The sequence below is a fragment of the Pseudomonas sp. UYIF39 genome (genome assembly GCF_029963765.1).
Classification (GTDB): domain Bacteria; phylum Pseudomonadota; class Gammaproteobacteria; order Pseudomonadales; family Pseudomonadaceae; genus Aquipseudomonas.
This window is the reverse complement of record NZ_JALBYU010000001.1, coordinates 421317-442931: the sequence shown is the minus strand read 5'-3', so window position 1 is coordinate 442931 and position 21615 is coordinate 421317. Positions and strand designations below refer to the sequence as shown.

The window sequence follows — 21615 nt, the reverse complement described above, 5'->3', positions numbered from 1 at the left end:
GTACTTACAGCCTGCTGCCTCGTTCCCCCTAGTCATGAGAGGGCATTTTTTGTCTACATCAAACGAGTTGATCAGTGCAAAAGCCGCCACCGGCATTGAAGGTCTGGATGACATCCTGGCCGGCGGTTTGTCCCGCGGGCATGTGTTTTTACTGGAGGGTGAGCCCGGAACCGGCAAAACCACCGTCGCTTTGCATTTCCTGTTGGCCGGCGCTCGTGCCGGCGAGCGCTCGTTGTACATCACGTTGTCGGAAACCGAGCGGGAGCTGCGACAGGGTGCGTTGTCCCACGGTTGGGAGCTGGGTGAGAACATCCACATCTTCGAGCTGACGCCCCCGGAAAGCCTGCTCAATGCCGAGCATCAGCAGAGCTTGTTGTATTCCTCGGACCTGGAACTGGGCGAAGCCACCAAGCAGATTTTCGAAGTGGTCGAACGGGTCAAGCCGACCCGCGTGGTGCTCGACAGTCTTTCCGAGATCCGTCTGCTGGCCCAAAGCTCATTGCGCTACCGTCGCCAGATCCTCGCGATCAAACATTACTTCGTGCGCTATGACGCCACGGTGGTGTTGCTGGACGACCTGACCACCGAATCCCTCGACAAAACCGTGCACAGTGTGGCCCACGGCGTCATTCGCCTTGAGGAACTGACCCCCAACTATGGCGCCGAGCGTCGGCGGATCCGTGTGGTGAAGTACCGTGGACAGAAGTACCGAGGCGGGTTTCACGACTTCACCATCATGGGCGATGGCGTGCATGTGTTTCCGCGTCTGGTGGCCGCCGAGCATCGTGGTCGCTATATCCGCCAGCAGTTGACCAGCGGCATCAAGGCCATGGACGCCTTGCTCGGTGGCGGGATCGAGACCGGTTCCAGCACGTTGATCCTCGGCCCGGCCGGTACCGGCAAATCGCTGATTTCGATGATCTTCGCCGCGGCCGCCGTGGCCCGCGGCGAAAAAGCCGCGCTGTTTATTTTCGATGAAGAGCTCGGGTTGCTGTTCGAGCGCATGAAGAACATCGGCATCGACCTGCAGGCGCTGCAAGACACTGGCAACCTGCTGATCGAGCAAGTGGACGCGGCCGAGTTGTCCCCCGGAGAGTTTTCCTACCGGGTTCGTCGCTGTGTCGATGAGGGCGATATCAAGACCGTGGTGATTGACAGCATCAATGGCTATCAGGCGGCGATGCCAGAGGAAAACGCGCTGGTACTGCACATGCACGAGTTGCTGCTGTACCTCAATCGCCAGGGTGCCGCGACCTTCATGACCGTCGCCCAGCACGGACTGGTCGGTGACATGCAAGCCCCCGTGGACATCACCTATCTGGCCGACACGGTCATTCTGCTGCGCTACTTCGAGGCATTGGGCAAGGTTCGCCGGGCGATCTCGATCATCAAGAAACGCACGGGCAGCCATGAATCGACCATTCGCGAATACCGCATTAGCGCTCAGGGCATGACCATTGGTGAACCGCTGGATGCATTTCAAGGTGTATTGCGCGGCGTCCCGACCTATCTGGGTGCCAGCAACCCCTTGCTTGAGGAACAAAGCCCGTGATTGCCAAGGAAGCAATGTCCGAGCGCGCGATCATTCTCGCGCCGCTGGGTCGTGACAGCCAGATTGCGCTGATGATGCTCAATGAAGCGGGTTACGACGGGGTGATTACTCGGGACCTGGTGGCTTTGTGCAGCGAGCTGGAGCAAGGGGCAGGCTTGCTGCTGATTTCTTCCGAGGCCTTGTTGGGCGGTGATCTTGAACCGCTGCTCGGTCTGATCGAGCAACAACCGGCCTGGTCGGACCTTCCGATTGTATTGATGACCTACCATGGCGGCCCGGAACAAAACCCGGCATCGCGCTACGGCCCACAGTTGGGGAACGTGACCTTTCTTGAGCGCCCTTTTCACCCGGTCACGTTGATCAGCCTGGTGACCACCGCGCTGCGCGGACGTCGACGACAGTACGAAGCCAGGGACCGGCTGATCGATCTGAGTCAAAGCGAACTGCGGTTGCAAAACACCCTCGAAACCCTCGAACAGCAGGTCGAGGAACGCACTGCCCAGCTGCGACACAATGAAGAAGCTCTGCGCCAATCGCAGAAGATGGAAGCGGTCGGCCAGCTCACCGGCGGTATTGCCCACGACTTCAACAACATGCTGACCGGCATCATCGGCAGCCTGGAGCTACTGCGCCGACGTCTGGCCCGTGGGCGCACCGAGGATCTGGACAGTCTTATCGACCTGGGCGTGACCTCAGCCAACCGCGCGGCAGGCCTGACCCACCGTCTGCTGGCGTTCTCCCGGCGTCAGTCGCTGGATTCCAAACCCGTGGAGATGAACACCCTGGTGGTCTCCATGGGCGAGTTGCTTCAGCGCAGCATCAACGAAACCATTCAGCTGGACATGCAGCTAGACGAGCAACTCTGGGTGGCCGAAGCCGATCCCAACCAATTGGAAAGCGCCCTGCTCAATCTGGTGATCAATGCTCGGGATGCGATGCCCGATGGCGGCAAACTGGTGGTGAAAACCAGCAATCAGTATCTGGACATTGGCTTCACCCAGGCCCAGAGCAACCTTCAACCGGGTGATTACGTGGTGCTGAGCGTCACAGACACCGGGTGTGGCATGCCGCAAAGCACCATCAACCGGGCCTTTGACCCGTTCTTTACCACCAAGCCTATCGGTCAAGGCACAGGCCTCGGCCTGTCGATGATTTATGGCTTCAGCAAACAATCGCGCGGCCACGTCGCCATTCACAGTGAAGTGGGCGAAGGCACCACGGTGAGTCTGTTTCTCCCGCGATTCGGCGGCGACGTGCCTCAGGACAGCCCGGTGGACGTCCAGCACGCTCCGTTCGCGCAAAACGGCGAAACGGTACTGATCGTCGAGGACGATCCGGCGGTACGGGTGTTGGTCAGTACGGTGTTGAGTGATCTGGGCTATGCCTTCGTCGAGGCTGGCGATGCCGGCAGCGCGGTGCCGATTCTCGATTCCGGGCAGCGTATCGATCTGTTGATCAGCGACGTTGGATTGCCCGGCATGAATGGCCGGCAACTGGCGGAAATCGGCCGGCAATACCGGCCGGACCTCAAGGTGTTGTTCATCACCGGCTACGCCGAACACGCCGCAGTGCGCGGCGGTTTCCTTGATCCTGGCATGCAGATGATCACCAAGCCGTTCACCTTCGACCTGCTGACGGCGAAGGTGCGGGAGATGATCCGCCAATAATCCGCAAGCCCTGTTTCATTGAGCGTCACCACACGACAGCTAAGCCTAGGCTTCGTTTAGAAGCCTGTCACCTGTCAACTCTGACAGCTATTCGCGGTATGTTTTTCTGGGTTCAATCCCCCCTGAAGTACGCAGCGTGCCTACTCGCAGGCGACTCTGCGCTCGCCTGCCACGGGCAGGTCAACATTCAAGGGATGAACACTCATGAACAAGATAATCGCATTTGCACTGACGGTTGCCCTCGCGGGCTGCCAGGTCCACGAAAAACAAGAACCAGCACCGCCAGTCGAACGGGCCTCCATAGGAACCCTGGAATCGGGGTCCAGCGTAGAAACGTATTCATCCGCAGCAACGGCCAGTGGTGCATCGGTCGCAGCCAACCTGACCAGTCGTTACAACGACACTCGCCAAAATTGTGGCAAGGCTTCGATGCCCGCGTTTCTGTGCGCAGGCATAATGCTGCGCGCAACAGTGCCATCGACCCAGTATTCGAGCTGGAACCCTAGCCCACGCTCACAAACCAGCGGAGGCGTATCTTTTTCATATTTGAGGAAGGACGCCAAGTTCGCCACCATGGTGTACCTGTACAAAAATGGCTTCATATTGGCCCCGGTACTGGCAAGACCCACCGGTACACGGCAGATCGAAGTGTTATGTTCGTTTCCTATAGACGGTGCAACGGACCAACGAGAGGATCCAGGCTGCGGTCTTTACAAACCAAGGCCCGCTCGCAGCAATCGCTGCCAATCACAAGGCATAACTACCGGCGATCAATGGCTGGCCAACTTCAGAACAAACAATGCGCTGTGCAGTTTTGATGTGCGCGATTCGATGAATAATCTGGGTGCCGACTCGTTCTATCAAACCATTCGAGCCCATAACCTGGGTAAATTCATGGCAGGCCGGCATGAGTACATCGAGTTGATCCTTGCCACCTGGCCGCAAAACATCCCACGCGAACTTCCCATCGAAGCGTTTTTCTACGTCTCGGGTGGGCTGCCTGGCGCACAACATGATCAGACAGACTACTTCGCCAAAACCGGTGGAGCGGTGGTTCCGATCATAAAACTTACGATGCCTACCGCAACGACTGATGCTGTATTCACCTACATTGCAGCGGATCAGGTAAAACGTTGAGCCACTGAAAGGGCGCCGGTCAACGAACGGCGTCCTGCATCAGGAAAGCATTTCCTGCATAAGCTCTTGCAGTACATCCAGATCGAACGGCTTGGCCAGGATCGGTGCTTTACGGGTGATCGGGCTGTCCGTCTCGCGGATCTCCTGCGGATAACCGCTGATAAAGATCACCTTGAGTTCCGGTCGCAGCTTTACGGCAGGTTCAGCGATCTGGACACCAGAGATTCCGCCCGGCAGACGGAAGTCGGTGATCATCATGTCCAGGTGCGGTTTGCTCGATAGAATCTCGAAGGCCTGCTCGCCGTTTTCGGCCTGCAATACCCGGTAGCCCTCACCCGAAAGATAGGCCGACAGCACCATCAAAATCGAGGGATCATCTTCGACGATCAATACCACGTCTTGTGCATCTTCACTCATGGGAAGCCTTTGTTCGGTCAATAGCTGCTGATACGACAGTGGGGTCGATCAGAGGTTGCGTTTATCTGGCTGTTTTCCTACAGCGGCAGACAAACGCGAAACAAGGCGCCTTCGCCAATCCGGCTTTCGACGGTAATGGAACCGCCATGGGCGGCCACAATCTGCTCTGAAATAAACAAGCCCAGGCCCAACCCAGCGACAGCATGTTTGGCCGTGACGCGTTCGAACTGCTGGAAAATACGCTTCTGGTTCTCCTCACTGATACCAATCCCTAGATCGCGCACTTCCACCCGAGCCTGACCGCTCTCACTGTACACCTTAACGGTGATCGGACTCTTGGCGCCGTAGCGCAAAGCATTGGTCAGCAGGTTGGAAATCACCTGTTCAATGCGAAATTCGTCCCAGCTGCCCACCACCGGTTGCCCGGCATCCAGGGTGACCGAGGACTCGGCAGCATCGATCTGCGGTGCAAAGTTCTGCAACAAACCGCGAACCAGAGCCGACAGATCGAAGCGCGTCGGCCGGATCGATAACTTGCCGGTGCGAATGCGTGACACATCGAGCATGTCTTCAATCAAGCGAATCAGGCTTTTGATCTGCCGCTCGTCGCGGTCGACCATCGCGTGCATCTTGTCCAGGGTGAACGCCGCGGCGTTATCCCGGGCCAGGTGCATCTTGCGCAACTGGGTTTCGAGGATCAGGCCATTGAGCGGCGTGCGGACTTCGTGGGCAACAATGGACATGAAGTCATCGCGCATGCGCACCGATTGCTCCAGTTCCAGCTGAGTACTCTGTAACTGCTTGAGCAGCGCTTCCTGCTCGCGGCGGCTTTGCTCCAACTCCTCGACCTGCCGTTTCATCGCCTTGCTTTGGCGAAACAGTTCGACGAACACGTTGACCTTGCTCTTGACCGCGTGGATATCCAGCGGCTTGTAGAGGAAATCCACGGCGCCGCTTTCGTAGCCCTTGAACGCGTAGTTCAGCTCACGACCGGCGGCACTGACGAACACGATCGGGATGTTCTTGGTCTTTTCCGTGCCGCGCATCAGCTCGGCCAGCTCGAAACCGTTCATGCCCGGCATCTGCACGTCGAGAATGGCCATGGCGAATTCATGTTGCAGCAACAGCGACAAGGCTTCGTCGGCGGACAAGGCTTTATAGACGATACGGTCTTCGCGCTTGATCAGTGCCTCGAGCGCCAACAGGTTCTCCGGCAGATCGTCGACGATCAGCAATTTGGCTTGGACAGTACTTAGCATGCGATTCGTTCCAACTCGACAAGCAGACGGCCGATGCCGCGTATAGGGAGAATGTGGTCCGGCTGGTGTATATCAAGCGCAGCCTGAGGCATGGTCGCGACCTGGGCTTCGTCCGGATCCTGAACGATGGTCATGCCACCACGACGCTTGACTTGGGCCAAGCCGCGGGCGCCATCACGGTTGGCGCCGGTCAACAACACCGCCGCCAGAGCTGAACCGTAGGCATCGGCAGCCGACTCGAACAGGTAATCAATGGCCGGTCGCGAATAATGCACGCGGGCTTCCAGGCTCAAGGAAAAACTGCGGTCCTGCTCCACCGACAAGTGATAACCCGGTGTCGCGAAATACAGCGTTCCCGCTTCGACCTGCGTCTTGTCGCGGGCTTCCAGTACAGGCATGGAGACTCGCCGTGCGAACACCTCGGCCAAATGGCTTCGACGTTCGTCCGGCAGGTGCAACACCACGATGATCGGCAGCTTGAAGCCTTCTCGCAGTGGGCTGAAGATATTAAACAATGCCTCCACACCGCCGGCCGAGGCGCCAATCACGATGGCCTTTATAGAAGGTAAATCCGCTGCACTGTTCATGATTTACGGTAAATCCGTTCTTGTTTGACCAACGGTTCGAACTGGTTGCCGTAGGCCGAAAAATCCAGGGTTTCCTTACTGCCCAGCACCAAAAACCCTCGATGGCAAAGGGATTCATGGAACAAACCGAACGCACGATCCTGAAGTTTTTTGTTGAAATAAATCAAAACATTACGACACGAAATTAATTGAGTTTCTGAAAAGACACTGTCAGTCGCCAGGCTGTGATCGGCGAAGGTCACGTTCTCACACAGCGTCTTGTCGAAAATGGCGTAACCGTAAGCCGCCGTGTAGTAGTCGGCGAACGAACACTGGCCACCTGCCTGCTGGTAGTTATGAGTGTAGGCGCGGACATTCTCCATGGAGAAAATCCCTTGCTTGGCTTTGTCCAGCGAGCGCGGATTGATGTCGGTGGCGTAGATGATGGTGCGATCGAGCAAGCCTTCTTCGCGCAGCACAATGGCCATCGAATAAACTTCTTCCCCCGTGCTGCAACCGGCAATCCAGATCTTGATCGACGGATAGGTCTTGAGCAGCGGCACCACTTCCTTACGGATCGCCAGGAAGTGCGAAGGATCGCGAAACATCTCGCTGACCGGGATCGTCAGCAATTGCAGCAACTGCATGAATGCGGTCGGATCGTGCAGCACCTTCTCCTGCAACGCCGAAATGGTGGCGCACTCGAACTGACTCAACGCGTGATTGACCCGGCGCTTGATCGAAGCGCCGGAGTAGTCGCGAAAATCATAGCTGTACTTGAGGTAGATCGCCTCGATCAACAAGCGCAATTCGATTTCGCTATTGCGCTCCACTGAAAAGTTACGTTCCACTAAATTCGTTCCATCTTCGGTAACCACACGCGAATCAGCGAGAACAGGCGATCCAGGTCGATGGGCTTGGCCAGGTAATCATTGGAGCCCGCTTGCAGGCAGCGCTCCTGATCGTCCTTCATGGCCTTGGCCGTCACCGCAATGATTGGCAGCTTGCGCCAGCGCGGGTCCTTGCGGATCTCGATGGTGGCTTCGTAGCCATCCATCTCAGGCATCATCACGTCCATTAACACCAGATCGATGTCCTCGACTTCATTCAGTCTTTCAATCGCTTCACGGCCGTTCCGGCCGATGACCACGACTGCACCCTTTTGCTCCAGGGCACTGGTGAGGGCGAAGATGTTGCGTACATCGTCGTCCACCAGCAGCACCTTACGACCCTCGAAAACCTTGTCGCGGCTGCGCGCGGTCTTGAGCATCCTCTGGCGTTCATGGGACAGCCTGGATTCGACTTTGTGCAGAAAGAGTGTGACCTCATCCAGCAAACGCTCTGGCGAGCGCGCCCCCTTGATGATGATCGAACGCGAATACTTGCGCAGGTCGGCCTCTTCGTCCCGGGTCAGGTTGCGCCCGGTGTAGACGATCACCGGCGGGAACGAGCAGATGTCTTCCGTGGACATGCGCTTGAGCAGGTCATTGCCGAGCATGTCCGGCAGTTTCAGGTCGATGATCATGCAATCGAAAATCGTCGTGCGCAGCAGGTCCAGCGCATCTTGTGCCAGGCCCACGGCAGTGATCTCGATGTCATCGTCGCCGATCAGCCGGGCAATGCTGTCGCGCTGCACATCGTCGTCTTCGACCAGCAGGACGCGTTTGACCTTCTGGGTCAGCTTGGCTTCAAGGCGGGCAAACACGTCCTTGAGTTCTTCGCGGGTGGTCGGCTTGACCGCGTAACCAATGGCGCCCATGTGCATCGCGGCTTCGACCCGGTCTTCCACGGAAATCACATGCACCGGAATGTGCCGGGTTTCAGCGTGCTCCTTCAGGCGTTGCAACACAGTCAACCCGGAATGATCCGGTAGACGCATGTCCAGCAGAATGGCGTCCGGGATGAATTCCTTGGCCAGGTCATAACCCTCGTCCGCGCCGTGCGCCACCAGGCACTGATACCCCAGCTCATGCGCCAGGTCATAAAGAATATTGGCAAAATTCGGCTCGTCTTCCACCACCAGAATGCAACGAGTGGCGAATGGCGCTTTGGTGCGATCGTCGTCGAAACGCGGGATATCGACTTCGGCAATCAACGGCACCAGCGCAGCGGTAGACACTCTCGGCGCAATGGCAACCGGCGTGGCTCTCATCGGCTCGACAGGCTCCTCGCCCGGTTCAACGTATTGCTGCGGCAAAACCAGCGTGAACACACTGCCCTGCCCCGGCTCGCTGGTGACACTGATGGAACCGCCGAGCAAGGCCGCCAGGTCACGGGAAATCGACAAGCCCAGGCCAGTACCGCCATAACGGCGATTGGTGGTGCCATCGGCCTGGCGGAAGGCTTCGAAAATGCTTTCCTGCTGATCCGCGGCAATGCCAATCCCCGAATCGCGAATGATAAAGGCGATACCGTCGCCGGGATGATTGGCGACTGTCAGGCTGACCTCGCCTCTTTCGGTGAATTTCACCGCGTTGGACAGCAGGTTCTTGATGACCTGCTCCAGACGTTGGCGGTCGGTGAAGATCATCATCGGCGCCCGGGCCTGCACTTCGACCTGGAAATTCAGTTTCTTGTCGGTCGCCAGGGGTTGGAACAACCCGCGCAAGCCATCCACCAGACGCGCGACACTGGTGTTCTCCGGTCGTATCTCAAGCTTGCCGGCCTCGACCTTGGAAATGTCGAGAATGTCGTTGATCAAGTTAAGCAAATCATTGCCGGCGGAGTAGATCGACTCGGCGAACTTGACCTGCTCGGCGCTGAGGTTTTCCTGGGGGTTTTCCGCTAGCAACTTGGCCAGGATCAATGAGCTGTTCAGCGGCGTGCGCAACTCGTGGGACATGTTGGCGAGGAATTCAGATTTGTACTTGCTCGAGCGCTGCAACTCTTCGGCGCGTTCTTGGAGCTGGGTCTGGGCCTGATTGAGCTGGGTGTTCTTCAAGTCCATCGCGTCTCGCTGCTCGGCGAGCTGCTCATTGGTTTGTTCAAGCTCAACCTGCTGGGTCTCCAGATGCGCCTGAGATTCCTTGAGAATCCGCGACTGCTCTTCCAACTCTTCGTTGGCGGTCTTGAGCTCTTCCTGCTGGACTTGCAGTTCTTCATTGAGCTGCTGGGTTTCGGCCAGCACTTCCTGCAAGCGCTGGCGATAGCGAGCGGCCTCGATGGACGTGCCGATGTTGCCGGCAATGAGTTCGAGCAATTCGACATCGCGGTCCGTCAGCGGGCGCAGGAAGCCCAGTTCGATCACACCGTTGACCCGATCGTCGTCACTGGTCGGCACCACCAACACGCTATGGGGCAGACCTTCGCCCAGACCGGAGCTGACCTTGAAGTAATCGCTCGGTACGTCCTCAAGACGAATCAAGCGAGCCTGATTCGCTACCTGGCCGACAATGCCTTCATCGCTGTAAATCTGCTGTTCGCGCGCTTCCTGCTCGCGAGAGAAACCGTAAGAGGCAATGCGTTTGAGACCACCGTGGTCTTCGCGGACATAAATGGCTGCTACGACGGTGCCGAGGTACTGCGCGCAAAACTGCAGAATGTTGCGCCCCAGCAGATTCAGCGACAGTTGCCCCAGTACTTGCTCGGCCAGTTCGGTCTGGCCATTGCGCAGCCAGGCTTGCTGCTCCAGGCGATGAGCACTGGCTTGTTGTGCGGCGAGGTTGGCGCTGTAACTTTGTGAAAGGTTGAGCAAGTCCCGACGGCCAATGTAGGCCAGCAAGGCGCTGATCCCGGCGATGAACAACAGATAAAGGCTGATACTCCAGATCGTGGTGCGGCGCACTTCCTCGTTGCGCGTGGTGCGCAACTGTTGCTCCATGTCGATCACGTCTTCGAATTGCTTGCGGATCTCATCGGTCAGCCGCTTGCCGCGCCCGGCCTTTACCGCGCTGCGGTAATCGCCGCTGGATCGCTGCAATTCAATTATTGCCTGCGCGTAAGTGGCCCATTCATTCTGCAAGGCCTGGAGCCGGTGCAGACGGTCGGTCTGCACCGGGTTGTCCGCGGTCAGTTCGAGCAAGGTATTGAGGGCGACAGCGATTCGCGGCTTGGCCATTTCGTACGGTTCAAGGAAGTGCTCGTCGCCAGTGAGCAGGAAGCCGCGCATACCGGTTTCCAGATCGACGGTCAGCTTGATCGATTCATTGGCGTTATTGATCACCCGGTCGGTGTGCTCAACCCACTGGATCATCGACAGCAGATAAGTAATCAGCGAAACAAAGAACACTGCACTGAGCACGCCGACACCCAACGGCAGGCTGACGTTGCGGCTCAGGAGTTTACGGAATCGTTGCTCATCAACCGAAGACGCGGATGTCATGGGGGAAACCTTGTCGAGCTGTTGAAAACCAAGGAGTTTGCCCCAAAAGCGGCGGAGTGATCCAATTTTCTGACGCGTTTTCGCGCAAAATCCTACATTCCACTGCTCCACCGCAAAGGAGCGGTTATCCTTGCCAGCACTTGTGCGGCTATTCTTTTTCCTACCGCGTGGGAACTTGTCAGGTTCCGCCACTTATTCAAGCAAGAGCCCGGCGATTTCGATCGACCGCCAATCGCGAATCCAATCTCTGAGACCCCCACTATGTCCGCCACCGCGTCCATCATCCTTGTAGTCGAAGACGACGCCATCGTGCGCATGCTGATTGTCGATGTACTGGAGGAACTCGAGTTCAAGGTGCTCGAGGCCGATGGCAGCGAACAAGCGCTGGAGTTTCTCAACGATGAAGGTCAGTACATCGATTTGATGATGACCGATGTGGGGCTGCCAATCATGGACGGTCGCGAATTGGCCACCCAGGCGCGGATGCTGCGCCCTGAGTTGCCCATTTTGTTTGCTAGCGGCTATGCCGAAAGTATTGATGTGCCCAAAGGTATGCACGTAATTGGTAAACCGTTTTCCATTGATCAGTTGCGCGACAAGGTCAAAGGCATGCTGGCCTGAGACAGTTGACTGGACATCCTGGCCTCACCACTTTTCTGCATAAACCGACGTAAGGCTGCATTTTTTGGCGTTTTTGGGCTCTGACCTGTCAATTTTGACAGTAAAAGAGGCCGCCCGCCTGGCGTTTGATTGGACCGGTGATCCCACTCATAAGGAACCGAGTCCATGCCGAGTCGAACCGAACGCTACGCACGTTGTTTGAAAATCAGCGGATTATTGCTGATGCTCATCGCCGGATATGGTTGCCAGTCAGCTTCTTCCGACAATCCCCAGCACTGCTTTGAACAGAGCGGACAAGCGTTCAGCGAAGTATTGAACTGCTATCGCAAAGCCGAAGCGACGCAACCGCTGCGCTACATCAGTAAAGGACAAGAGCAACAACCCGGCGTCAACATCCGACGCTTCGAGCTGAGGTCACAGTCCTGGGGCCAGCGCGGTCAAGTCGCCCCGGCAGACTGGATTCATGGAGTCGATCTGTACATTCCCGACAACGTCAAGGGGACGCGCGCCGTGCTGGTCGCCAACGACGGCGTCAACAATCCTTTGCCCGGAGAGTCTGCGGGAGCACCCAACAACTTTTCGCAGCAAACACTGCTCAACATTGCCCGGCAAACCGATTTGATCGTCGTGGCTGTCAGCAATGTCCCCAACCAGTATTTGACCTACGGCGGTAACTGGCCACTGGCGTACATCGGCTACTACTTGCAAGGTGTGATCGCCCAACGCAAGACCGAGCCGTTCAAGAAGCTGATGCAAGTCGAAGATCCAATGACCTATCGGAACCTGCCCGGCTACACCGACCGCTTGAAGATCCCGAAATACATCGTCAATGCCAGTGGCGATGACTTCTTCATCCCGGATGCTTCACGCCAGTATCTTGCGGACCTGCCGGGTGACAATACACTTCGGGTCATTCCCAATTCCGCCCACGATGTGCGGGCGTTTGTTGAAGCGAACCTGATTCCTTATATCGAGCGGCGGCAGACCGGCAATACCGCACCGAGGTTAAAGGCACAGGAACAGCGCCTGGACGCCACATCGACCAAGTTGCACCTGACCTTGTCCGAAATACCGATCAGGATGACACAGTGGACAGCCCACAACCCGAAAGCCCGGGACTTCCGGTACAACTGCGGCGTGCGCTACACCGCAGCACAATTGCCGGCCTCAATGGACGTCCAGACAACTCTCCGTGCTCCCAAAGTGGGTTGGGCCGCAGAGTACTTCGAAGGTGAGCACGCGGACGGCGTTGTCGAGACGACGATGGTCAAGGTTCTTCCGGATACGTATCCGAATCAGGCGCCACCCGCCGATGAGGCGTTTTGCAGAACGCTACCCGCTACCCTGGGTCAGTAAATCAAGACACGACAATCTCAACCCTTTTGCTCTGTGGGGTTGTCGTGTTTCCTTGATTGTGCCGAAAGCATCGACGTGCCTGATGAGCTGCATGCGATCGGCAAGCCGTTTTCCATTGATCAGTTGCGGAATAAAGTCAAAACATTATTTAAAACTGAGATAAGTCACCTGACCTCTTGCCAGTTACGGCGAAGAGGTCTTTGCAATCGAACAACAAAGCAGCCAACTAAAGCCTTAATGATTGGCAGGCAAATGCAACACACACTTACATACGCCAGCTTGCCAGCATTCAAACATTCAAAGAGGATGCCGCCAACATATCGCCGAGAAAATAAATGGACTTACCATGACCATTAAAAATACAGACATTACCTTTAAACGACAGTTATCAAGGCCTTCAACTTATGTCCCACCGCAAAATCACAACAGTCAAAAAGACAATATCGAACGCCAGGAATTCCTCAGCAAATTAAAGCGTCGCGCGCAAGACTACAGTCACTCCAAGGAAGTCAGTCTGGAAGGTGCTTCCATCTCCCTGGAGTCTGGCTCATCGTTAGAAGAAGCTCTCCAGCCTGCAAGAGCCATGTTGCGAAAGATGGTCAAAAAAGACTCTTTCAAAAAACTTCTGATGAAACTCCAGCTATCCGAAGATTCACTGTTTGAAATCACCGCTGATGGTCAGGTCAAGGCTCACTACGCAGGCAGAACCCTGAGTTTCGAGAGTGCATTCAAACTGGCTCCGGATCTGGACGATGATCTTGTTGCATTGGTTGAAATGGCGCAATTGACCGGTGGCGTCGTCACCCTTGATGACCAAGTCAGCATGACTCAATGGTTGAGATTCCATCGTTACCTCCTCCCTCGGACGGTCATCGACGCCCAGAACCTGATTGCATTCCTGGAACAGCCACAGCCCGTCAGTCCGCCATTCGGCAACTATTGGGAAATGATAAAGGCCGGGGAAAACAATCCGCTTACTATGTCATCAGCACAGCGCAGTCGGCTTCGAGCACTTATCAAGGAATACATCAAGGGCCGGCCATTATTGGAATATCTGTCAGGCACTATTCTGGGTGGACGATCCACTCACTTCAAACGGTCTGATGCGGAGTATTTCCTGCAAAAGCTTGTTTCCAGTTCCATTGCTCTAATCTGGGCAAAAGGTATTGTACGGGACCTGGATTGGTATGGTGCGCAAGATAATCAGCCCTTATCGGATGAGTCTCTCCAGCAAATACTTTTTACTGCGCTACTGTTGGATCTCCACCCGATGGTCGGGGAGCAAGAGCCGCGCAATCAAGTTGCCGGTTTCGATCTCTATGCGGCCCAACACATAGAGAAGTCTTTCGCCAGTGTTCAAACGGAATTCGAAAGACATCTGATCGATAACCACCGGATCTCTGAACAGAACGCGGCACTGGCCTCGCATTTATTGCTGGCCGGCACCGCGCCGGAGTTCCTGGTCAAGGACTTGCCGCCTACTCTGCTAATCGGCACCCCGCAATGGGTTGATTACTGCCGGACCATCGAGGTGCAGGAAATCATTTCACCGGGATCGTCGCGCTCAATGACTCATGCGCAGATACAACACCTGATGAAGTCGGACTCCGTCACCGAGTCGCAACAGACACTCAATGCCTTGGCTGCTGTAGATCCAGTGATCGACTGGGCGTTGCTCAACGGTATCGTCACCCATAATGAAGTGAACCGGTCGACCAAGGACTCGCTTGAAGTGGCAGTGGCCGCTTACGCCCGCCATGCGAAAACCTTTGCTGAAACGGCTGAAACGTTGTCTCGCCCCTTGCCGACCCGCAAGAGCGTCGCCCTGGACATCCTCAAGCAAGTCGCCAAGGGATGCACCTATCTTGAAGATGACGTCCTTCACCAAAAGAGCAATCGATCACTGGAAGACGCCTATGTCAAACCGTTTCTCATATCCCCTGTAGAACTGCACATGTCCAACGACCTGCTGACAGGTGATTGGGACTTGAAGCATGGAGAGAGTATTTATAAAGCGTTTCCAAAGATGCTCCCCAATCTGATTTCTCCGGATGGAGAGTTTTACCGCCAATTCAATCGGCACTATGTGTCACAGACGCAGGCTATGAGTACGCATTTGAAACTGGCCCTTTCATCCTTGCCGCTTCCTGATCGGGCGCGGCTGCTACGCGGACAGGTGACGATATTCTCTGTACGGCCTTCAGTCGCTACTCTTCATCCAATCACCCGCTTCCCCATGAATCCATTATCGTCAACCCTTGACGCCATACTGAAAGTGCAGAATCGGGTTCCCATGGAGAGTCAGAAAGACAAAGAGCAGGCCACCGGTCGTTACGGCGTCGTGATGTGTACCTACTTGGAAGGACGACTGAGTTGTTATGAGCTATTCACCTTGCACGGAGTCTGCCGTGAAAACACGGAACTGGCCGAGCTGATCGAAAGGGAGAACCTGTTACATACAGGCCCCAGCAGTGGGAAAAACCACTCCCACCCGGCACCGGTGCATCAACTGCCCACCGACATCGAGTGCTACACCCATGGAGTCACACCTGGCCTCGTCAATACCAGTCGTGGCGTCATTGAAAAGATCGGTGAACTATCAGCGGCACGCCTGCCTTCGAACACTGAAAGTAAAGGCTATTACCAAAATTTCTATTCAAGTGAATTCGATCCGCTCGTAAACTTCGTGCTCAAGCACCGGCCAATCGCAACCTACGATGAGTTGGTAAAAGAATGCAGGGGGCAAACCCGGCTGGAGACATTGCGCGCAAAACGTGAAGAAGATTTGAACACGTTTCTCAATATTGTCGTGCCGTTCAAATCATGCATCGAAGACATCAGTTCAGACGATCTGGATCGACAGTTCCAAGGAGTAGCTGCCTGCACCCTGGAAGCTGCGATGACACTTTTGTTGGTGGTCGGGGCCATCGGCAAGATAGCCAGTATTGCCGCCAGAAGCATGACCGTTGCAACGAAAGCCAGCGCCATGGCCAAGACTGGCCTGGGCCTGGTGAGCAGCTTGCTAAATCCGCTGGATGGCGTTCCGGATTTGCTTACAGGTGGCGCAAAACTGTTGCGCAAAGGTTTTAACGGGAGTGTTGCGGCCTTGGAAAACGCCGTTTCCGATCTTCGCCAGTTGACGGGCCAAACTCAATTCGAGCAATTGGCCAGAACCGTCGATTCAGACATCATTCGTCTTGGAACCTGGCGCCCCGTGGATTCTTCGAAAGATCTTTTCCGGGTCTGGGGTATACGCCAGAACGACGAATGGTACGCTCTGAACCGATTTGGCCAGCCTTGGGGAGCCAAACTGAAGGGTTTTGATTTCAAACTTAAACTGCCCACCCCACACTGGCATAAAGTCATGCCTAAAAGCTACGCTCGTACAGTGATCAAAGAAGGTTTACCACTCGCCAGCAAAAAAGTAGACGATGCCATCAACGTATTGAATGACCCCACGCTGATTCAGGAGGCGAATGCGGTTCTTGACCTTCTGCTTGCGAATGACTCTTCCGCTGCCCGAAGTACTTACCGCGACTACCTGATTGCAGTCAAAGAGGATCTTTCAAATATCAAACCCGGCAACTTCATCCTCGACAGCAGTAAAAAAAGTGACGCAATAGCCGAGCTGCATTGGGGGCTCTACAACGATTGGAAGACCGGCAACAAGGCGCAAAATGCCAATAACGAATTCATCCGGGTCTACAGCAACAACTTCAACGATGCTTATCACAGGGATCATTTCAACCCGGGGTTCACTGCCGATACTTTCGTTCATGAAATTTTCCACGGCGCGCCGAAAACCAAAGATTTCACCTACGCCGAACACAGCGGAATATTTCAACGCGGTTCTCAGCAATTGGACGTAAGTCCACTCCTGAATCTCGCCAACGGCAAGATATCCATGGGCCTGCCGAGTTTTCCAAATACCAACTACAACCGCGGCATGGCGTTTAAAAATGCCGACTCGTTTGCATTAACGACATCGCTGCTAAGCCAATTAAAGACCAACAAGCAAGCGTATCAGCAGAATATAGCGACCATGAAAGCGGCACTCAAAAATGCCAACCATGGATACATCAGTGGGCAGACACTGGTAAAAATCAACATTCTCTGAGTTTCAGACATACCGAGTTACTGAAGCCGGGCGCATGCGACCACTACTGTACTGTGGTTTAATTGCGCCCTTTTTTGCCCCCTCGCTTGCTGCAAAGGATCACTGTTCATGACTCAGCCCCACGCAACCAAAGTCCTAGTCATTGGTTACGTCTGGCCCGAGCCCCGCTCTTCAGCGGCCGGTGGGCACATGATGCAAATTCTCGAGACCTTCTTGCAGCAAGGCTGGGACATTACGTTCAGTAGCCCGGCCGGCACCGGTGAACACCGGGCAGACCTGACGGTGCTGGGCATTCGCGAAGTCCCGATCGAATTGAACAACAGCAGTTTCGACACGTTCATCAGCGAACTGGCCCCGGATATCGTTCTGTTCGATCGGTTCATGATGGAAGAACAGTTCGGCTGGCGAGTTGAGAAGCACTGCCCCGATGCCTTGCGCGTGCTTGAGACCTCCGACCTGCAAAGCCTGCGAGATGCCCGCCATCAACGCCTCAAGCAACGTTTGAAGGCCAGTGACGACGTCAATGACTTCAATGAACTGTTCGCGCCGGCGTTACGTGAAGAGTTTGAGCTCATGGCCGAGACCGATCTGGCCAAACGGGAAATCGCAGCGATTTATCGTTGCGACTTGAATCTGATGATTTCTGAAGTGGAAATCGAGTTGCTGGTCGGGCAATTCAAGCTGCCGCGCTACTTGCTGCACTGGTGCCCGCTGATGGTCGATCTCCCGAGCGTGCCACCGGTTTCTTTTGAAGACCGCACGCACTTTCTCAGCATCGGCAACTTCCGTCATGCGCCCAACTGGGATGCAGTGCTCTGGATGAAAACCACTATCTGGCCGCTGATCCGCGAGCAGCTGCCAAAGGCTCAATTGCACATTTACGGTGCTTACACACCGCCCAAAGCGACTGCGTTGCACAACCCCGGCCAGGGTTTTCATGTGATGAACTGGGCGGAAGATGCGTTAGAGGTCATGTCTGGTGCACGGATTTGCCTGGCACCTTTGCGCTTCGGTGCCGGAATCAAAGGCAAGATTGTCGACGCCATGTTGTGCGGCACGCCCACGATCACAACGCCAATCGGTGCAGAAGCGATGCACGGCGAACATCTTTGGCCCGGCGCGATCGCCAGCACAGCACAGGCGTTCGCCGATTGCGCGGTTCAGTTGTACAAGGATGAAGCACTTTGGACAGATGCCCAGTCCCAGGGGCAGACATTACTGGCTGGTCGTTATCGTCAGTCCGAACATGGCCCGGCACTGATCGAAAAGTTGTTGTACTGCCAACATAATTTAGCGCAACTTAGAAGCGATAATTTTACGGGCAGCATGTTGCGTCATCACTATCACAAAAGTACGCAATACATGGCGCAATGGATTGAGGCAAAGAATCGAAATCCGCTATAGCACTTATTCCAACAACAAACATTTTGCATTATCACTGTTATTGACCAAGCTTAATACCACGCATTATAAATACCCAGCCGAGCTTTAACTTTATTGGTTAAATTTGGTGACCCCCCTAATAAATCAATGCAAGGATGCATTAAATGGACAACTTTGTTCAGAATAATCACACACTTAACAACTGGATGACCGCTACTCCGGCAATTGATAAATTGTCGCTCTTCGAATTGACGCTGCCAGGCACCCATAACGCGGGCTGCGACTGGAAAGCATCCTGGCCGCTGATTCCAGGCGCCCACTGGCTCGCCTGTCAGCACGAATCCTTTTATGCCCAACTGAGCCACGGCTCTCGAGCACTCGATATCCGTTTGATGTACGACGCTGGCCCGCAGGGACTCGGAAAGTTCAGCATTCATCACAACGGTTATCGCAATGGTCGCACCTTGGGGCACCTGGTAACCGACGTGGAAAAATTTCTTCGGGAGAACCCCAACGAATTCATCATCCTGGACTTTCATGAACTGAAGGGGGATCAGTTTGATTTCGCTTACTTCAACAGCATGATGATGCACTTTCTCGGCCATCGCATAATCCCCACCAAAAACCGGTCTCTGAGCCTCCGTCAACTCAAACAAATCAGTTCTGTACAAAGAATTTTGGTCGCGGCCCCTTGGAACAGGGCACTCGATCAAAACGTATTTGTCGAGCAGATCGGGCACAAATGGTCTGGCAACGGTATTACCAGCGCCGCTGATTTGAAACAGCACATTATTAATGTGCTAAAAAACCCGCCAGGCACATGGGCCCCGTGGTCGCTTTCCGCCACCAGTTACAGCGCTCTCGGCGGCCCCGTGGATATTCATGACGAGCTTAATTTCTGGTTCGATCCGAAGAAAAGCGACTGGGCGTCAAAGTGCAACATCATCAATGTCGATTTTATTGAAGAGTCCAACATTGTCTCTTATTGCCGAAGTGCAAACCTGACGAAAGCGAGCGAGCGAAATTAACAATTTTCGCGCCATCAAATAGCTATTCTTGTGTAAGTGTTTCCGACGCTGGCAATACTGCCACGCACTTCTATGCTGGGTCATGAAAGCCTTTTGTCTCAGGCGAGTGATACGGATGTGGCACCCAGCCACATCCGACACATGAACTTCTTCTCCCCACGGATGGGGCGAATCAACGACAAGGAACTGTCATGACCCGCAATACAGCAACCACACTCGACAAACAGAAATGGATGAGCAACGTACTGGAAATCGACCGGTTGAGGCTGACCGACATCGTCTGGCCCGGCACGCACAACGCCGGCATGGACAAAAAAGCGCCGAACTATGAAGTGGTGCTCGGCAACTGGACGACGTGCCAGAACGACTCATTTGCCTGGCAACTGGCCAACGGTGCACGGGCGTTCGATATCCGGCTTGGCTGTACCGCCGGCCCGGTAGTGCCGGTGTTTTACTTCCATCACAACGGCTATCAGTCCCACCGCATTCTTGATGAACTGATCGACGCGGTGACGACATTCCTCGACCGAAACCCGGATGAGTTCATCGTCCTCGACTTCCACCAGTTAGGGGATGCAGCTAAGCCTTTCGACTACCAACAACTCAATGATCTTCTGATGCGCCGCCTGGGGTCGCGCTTGATCCCCTCTTCAGCTGCATTCAGTACCGTGGAACAGCTCAAGAGCGCCAGTTCGCAGCGCCGTATTGTCATGGCAGCACAGGCGAAGCGCGGACTCGACAGTGAGTATTTCTGGCCGCAAATCCCTCACAAGTGGAATGGCAAGGTATTCACCGACACCAACGATCTGCAATCGCATATCCAGACCACCCTTGTGGAGGCGCCTTACGATAGATTTCTCTGGTCTTTGCCGGCGACGTGCTATTCGCTGTTGGGTGGCCCGCAGCACATCAAAAACCAGATCAACGACTGGTTTCATTCCAGTCGCGATTGGGGCACCCGGTGCAGCATCATCAGCACCGATTTCTTTGACGAGTCGGATATTGTCCGCTACTGCTCGGTCGCCAGCAGCATGAAGGCGGTTTACGGAGACAGGTTGCGCGCGCGGGTCTAAGCGAAAGTCTTGGCAGGCTGGTACAGCCGGCGCCAAAAGAGGCATGATCGGGTAGCGATAACAGAAAAGCGCCCCGACATGACTCGAACAGCCCGTGTAACAGACCCCTCCTACGAACTGATGGACGACCACAACGGGTTGTCCATCATCTATCGTCAGCACGGATTCCCCTGCCCGTTGGTGCGTTGGCATTTTCACAAGGAATACGAGCTGCACTTGATCGTCGCCAGCTCCGGCAAAGTGTTCATCGGTGACTACATCGGTAACTTCTATCCGGAATCGCTATTCCTCACCGGCCCCAACCTGCCCCACAACTGGATCAGTCAGGTGGCCGAAGACGAAGTAGTGCCCAAGCGCGACATGCTGGTCAACTTTACGGATGAGTTATTCGACAGCGGCCACTTGGTGTTTGCCGAACTCAAAGCGTTGGCGCCGTTGTTGGAGCGCGCCCAGTACGGCATCGAGTTTCGCTGCAAGCGCACCATCCGCCAGGCCATGACCTTGATGCAGCGCATCGCCGACACCAAAGGCGTGACGCGCCTCGGGCACTTTTTCATACTGCTGGAGTTGCTTGCCGCCTCTGACGACTTTCAGTTGCTGTCTGGGGCCACGACACCGCAGTTGGCCGACGAGCACAATATCGATCGCACCAACCGGGCGGTGGATTACATCTTTGCGCATTACGCGCGGGAGCTACCACTGGAGGAAGTCGCCGAGCACCTGGGCATGAAGCCGACTTATTTCAGTCGAGTGTTCAAGCAAGCCACCGGCCGCTGCTTCATCGAATTCGTCAATCGACTGCGCATCAGCAAATCCTGTGAGCTGTTGGCCGACGGTGACAAACCGGTAACCGATGTGTGTTTCGAATCGGGCTTCAACAATATTTCCAATTTCAATCGACGTTTTCAGCAACTCAAGGGCATGACGCCGTCGCATTACCGGCGGTTGGCGGTGCAGCGGTTGACTGAGCAAAATCTGGGTTAAACGCCTGGAAACCTGTACGGATTCCATAGGGTCTAACCGCTAAAAAGCCGTTCCCTGCACCTCTCCCTCCAAACATGAGTGCAAAAAAGTATCGATTCAAGTGCGACGGATGATTTGTCACGTCATCAATTGAA

At 55.2% G+C, this 21615-nt stretch carries 15 protein-coding genes and 1 pseudogene; 11 read left to right on the top strand and 5 right to left on the bottom strand.

Features of this window, described 5'->3' with window-relative positions:
- Positions 1–49: 49 nt before the first annotated feature.
- The 3 genes from MO767_RS02180 (at position 50) to MO767_RS02170 (ending at position 4356) form a co-directional block, all read left to right on the top strand.
- Positions 50–1552: an ATPase domain-containing protein gene (locus tag MO767_RS02180; protein ID WP_282479207.1), complete on the top strand. Its 1503-nt coding sequence runs from the start codon at positions 50–52 to the stop codon at positions 1550–1552.
- Complete coding sequence (locus MO767_RS02175; RefSeq protein WP_282479206.1) at positions 1549–3219, top strand: ATP-binding protein; 1671 nt, start codon at positions 1549–1551, stop codon at positions 3217–3219. The genes MO767_RS02180 and MO767_RS02175 overlap by 4 nt, the downstream gene beginning before the upstream one ends.
- A 204-nt stretch (positions 3220–3423) precedes the next feature.
- Positions 3424–4356, top strand: a complete 933-nt coding sequence (locus MO767_RS02170) for a halovibrin HvnA (protein WP_282479205.1) — start codon at positions 3424–3426, stop codon at positions 4354–4356.
- 39 nt (positions 4357–4395) lie between these two features.
- Here MO767_RS02170 and MO767_RS02165 read toward each other — a convergent pair whose 3' ends face one another.
- The 5 genes from MO767_RS02165 to MO767_RS02145 form a co-directional block, all read right to left on the bottom strand.
- On the bottom strand, positions 4396–4773 hold the full coding sequence (locus MO767_RS02165; protein ID WP_008146959.1) for a response regulator: 378 nt from the start codon (positions 4771–4773) through the stop codon (positions 4396–4398).
- A gap of 77 nt (positions 4774–4850) precedes the next feature.
- Positions 4851–6032 (bottom strand): hybrid sensor histidine kinase/response regulator, encoded by a 1182-nt coding sequence (locus MO767_RS02160; protein ID WP_282479204.1) that lies wholly within the window; start codon positions 6030–6032, stop codon positions 4851–4853.
- Positions 6026–6619, bottom strand: a complete 594-nt coding sequence (locus tag MO767_RS02155; protein ID WP_282479203.1) for a chemotaxis protein CheB — start codon at positions 6617–6619, stop codon at positions 6026–6028. The genes MO767_RS02160 and MO767_RS02155 overlap by 7 nt, the downstream gene beginning before the upstream one ends.
- Positions 6616–7449, bottom strand: a complete 834-nt coding sequence (locus MO767_RS02150) for a protein-glutamate O-methyltransferase CheR (protein ID WP_282479202.1) — start codon at positions 7447–7449, stop codon at positions 6616–6618. The genes MO767_RS02155 and MO767_RS02150 overlap by 4 nt, the downstream gene beginning before the upstream one ends.
- On the bottom strand, positions 7449–10919 hold the full coding sequence (locus MO767_RS02145; protein WP_282479201.1) for a response regulator: 3471 nt from the start codon (positions 10917–10919) through the stop codon (positions 7449–7451). The genes MO767_RS02150 and MO767_RS02145 overlap by 1 nt, the downstream gene beginning before the upstream one ends.
- A 261-nt stretch (positions 10920–11180) precedes the next feature.
- On the opposite strand from MO767_RS02145, the gene MO767_RS02140 reads away from it, so the two are divergent.
- From MO767_RS02140 to MO767_RS02105, 8 genes and pseudogenes are all read left to right on the top strand, one after another.
- Complete coding sequence (locus tag MO767_RS02140; protein ID WP_282479200.1) at positions 11181–11540, top strand: response regulator; 360 nt, start codon at positions 11181–11183, stop codon at positions 11538–11540.
- A gap of 165 nt (positions 11541–11705) precedes the next feature.
- Entirely contained in the window at positions 11706–12896 is a 1191-nt protein-coding gene (locus tag MO767_RS02135; protein ID WP_282479199.1) for a PhoPQ-activated protein PqaA family protein, read from the top strand.
- Positions 12897–12959: 63 nt separating this feature from the next.
- Positions 12960–13043 (top strand): annotated as a pseudogene (locus MO767_RS02130) (response regulator); the annotation flags it as partial.
- Positions 13044–13242: 199 nt separating this feature from the next.
- Entirely contained in the window at positions 13243–17013 is a 3771-nt protein-coding gene (locus MO767_RS02125; RefSeq protein ID WP_282479198.1) for a hypothetical protein, read from the top strand.
- A 108-nt stretch (positions 17014–17121) separates the two neighbouring features.
- Positions 17122–18417: a glycosyltransferase gene (locus MO767_RS02120; RefSeq protein ID WP_282479197.1), complete on the top strand. Its 1296-nt coding sequence runs from the start codon at positions 17122–17124 to the stop codon at positions 18415–18417.
- A 143-nt stretch (positions 18418–18560) separates the two neighbouring features.
- The gene (locus tag MO767_RS02115) at positions 18561–19424 is read left to right on the top strand and encodes a phospholipase (protein ID WP_282479196.1); all 864 of its coding nucleotides are present in this window, start codon (positions 18561–18563) and stop codon (positions 19422–19424) included.
- Positions 19425–19615: 191 nt separating this feature from the next.
- Positions 19616–20497 (top strand): phospholipase, encoded by an 882-nt coding sequence (locus tag MO767_RS02110; RefSeq protein ID WP_282479195.1) that lies wholly within the window; start codon positions 19616–19618, stop codon positions 20495–20497.
- A gap of 78 nt (positions 20498–20575) precedes the next feature.
- Positions 20576–21481 (top strand): AraC family transcriptional regulator, encoded by a 906-nt coding sequence (locus MO767_RS02105; RefSeq protein ID WP_282479194.1) that lies wholly within the window; start codon positions 20576–20578, stop codon positions 21479–21481.
- Positions 21482–21615: the final 134 nt, after the last annotated feature.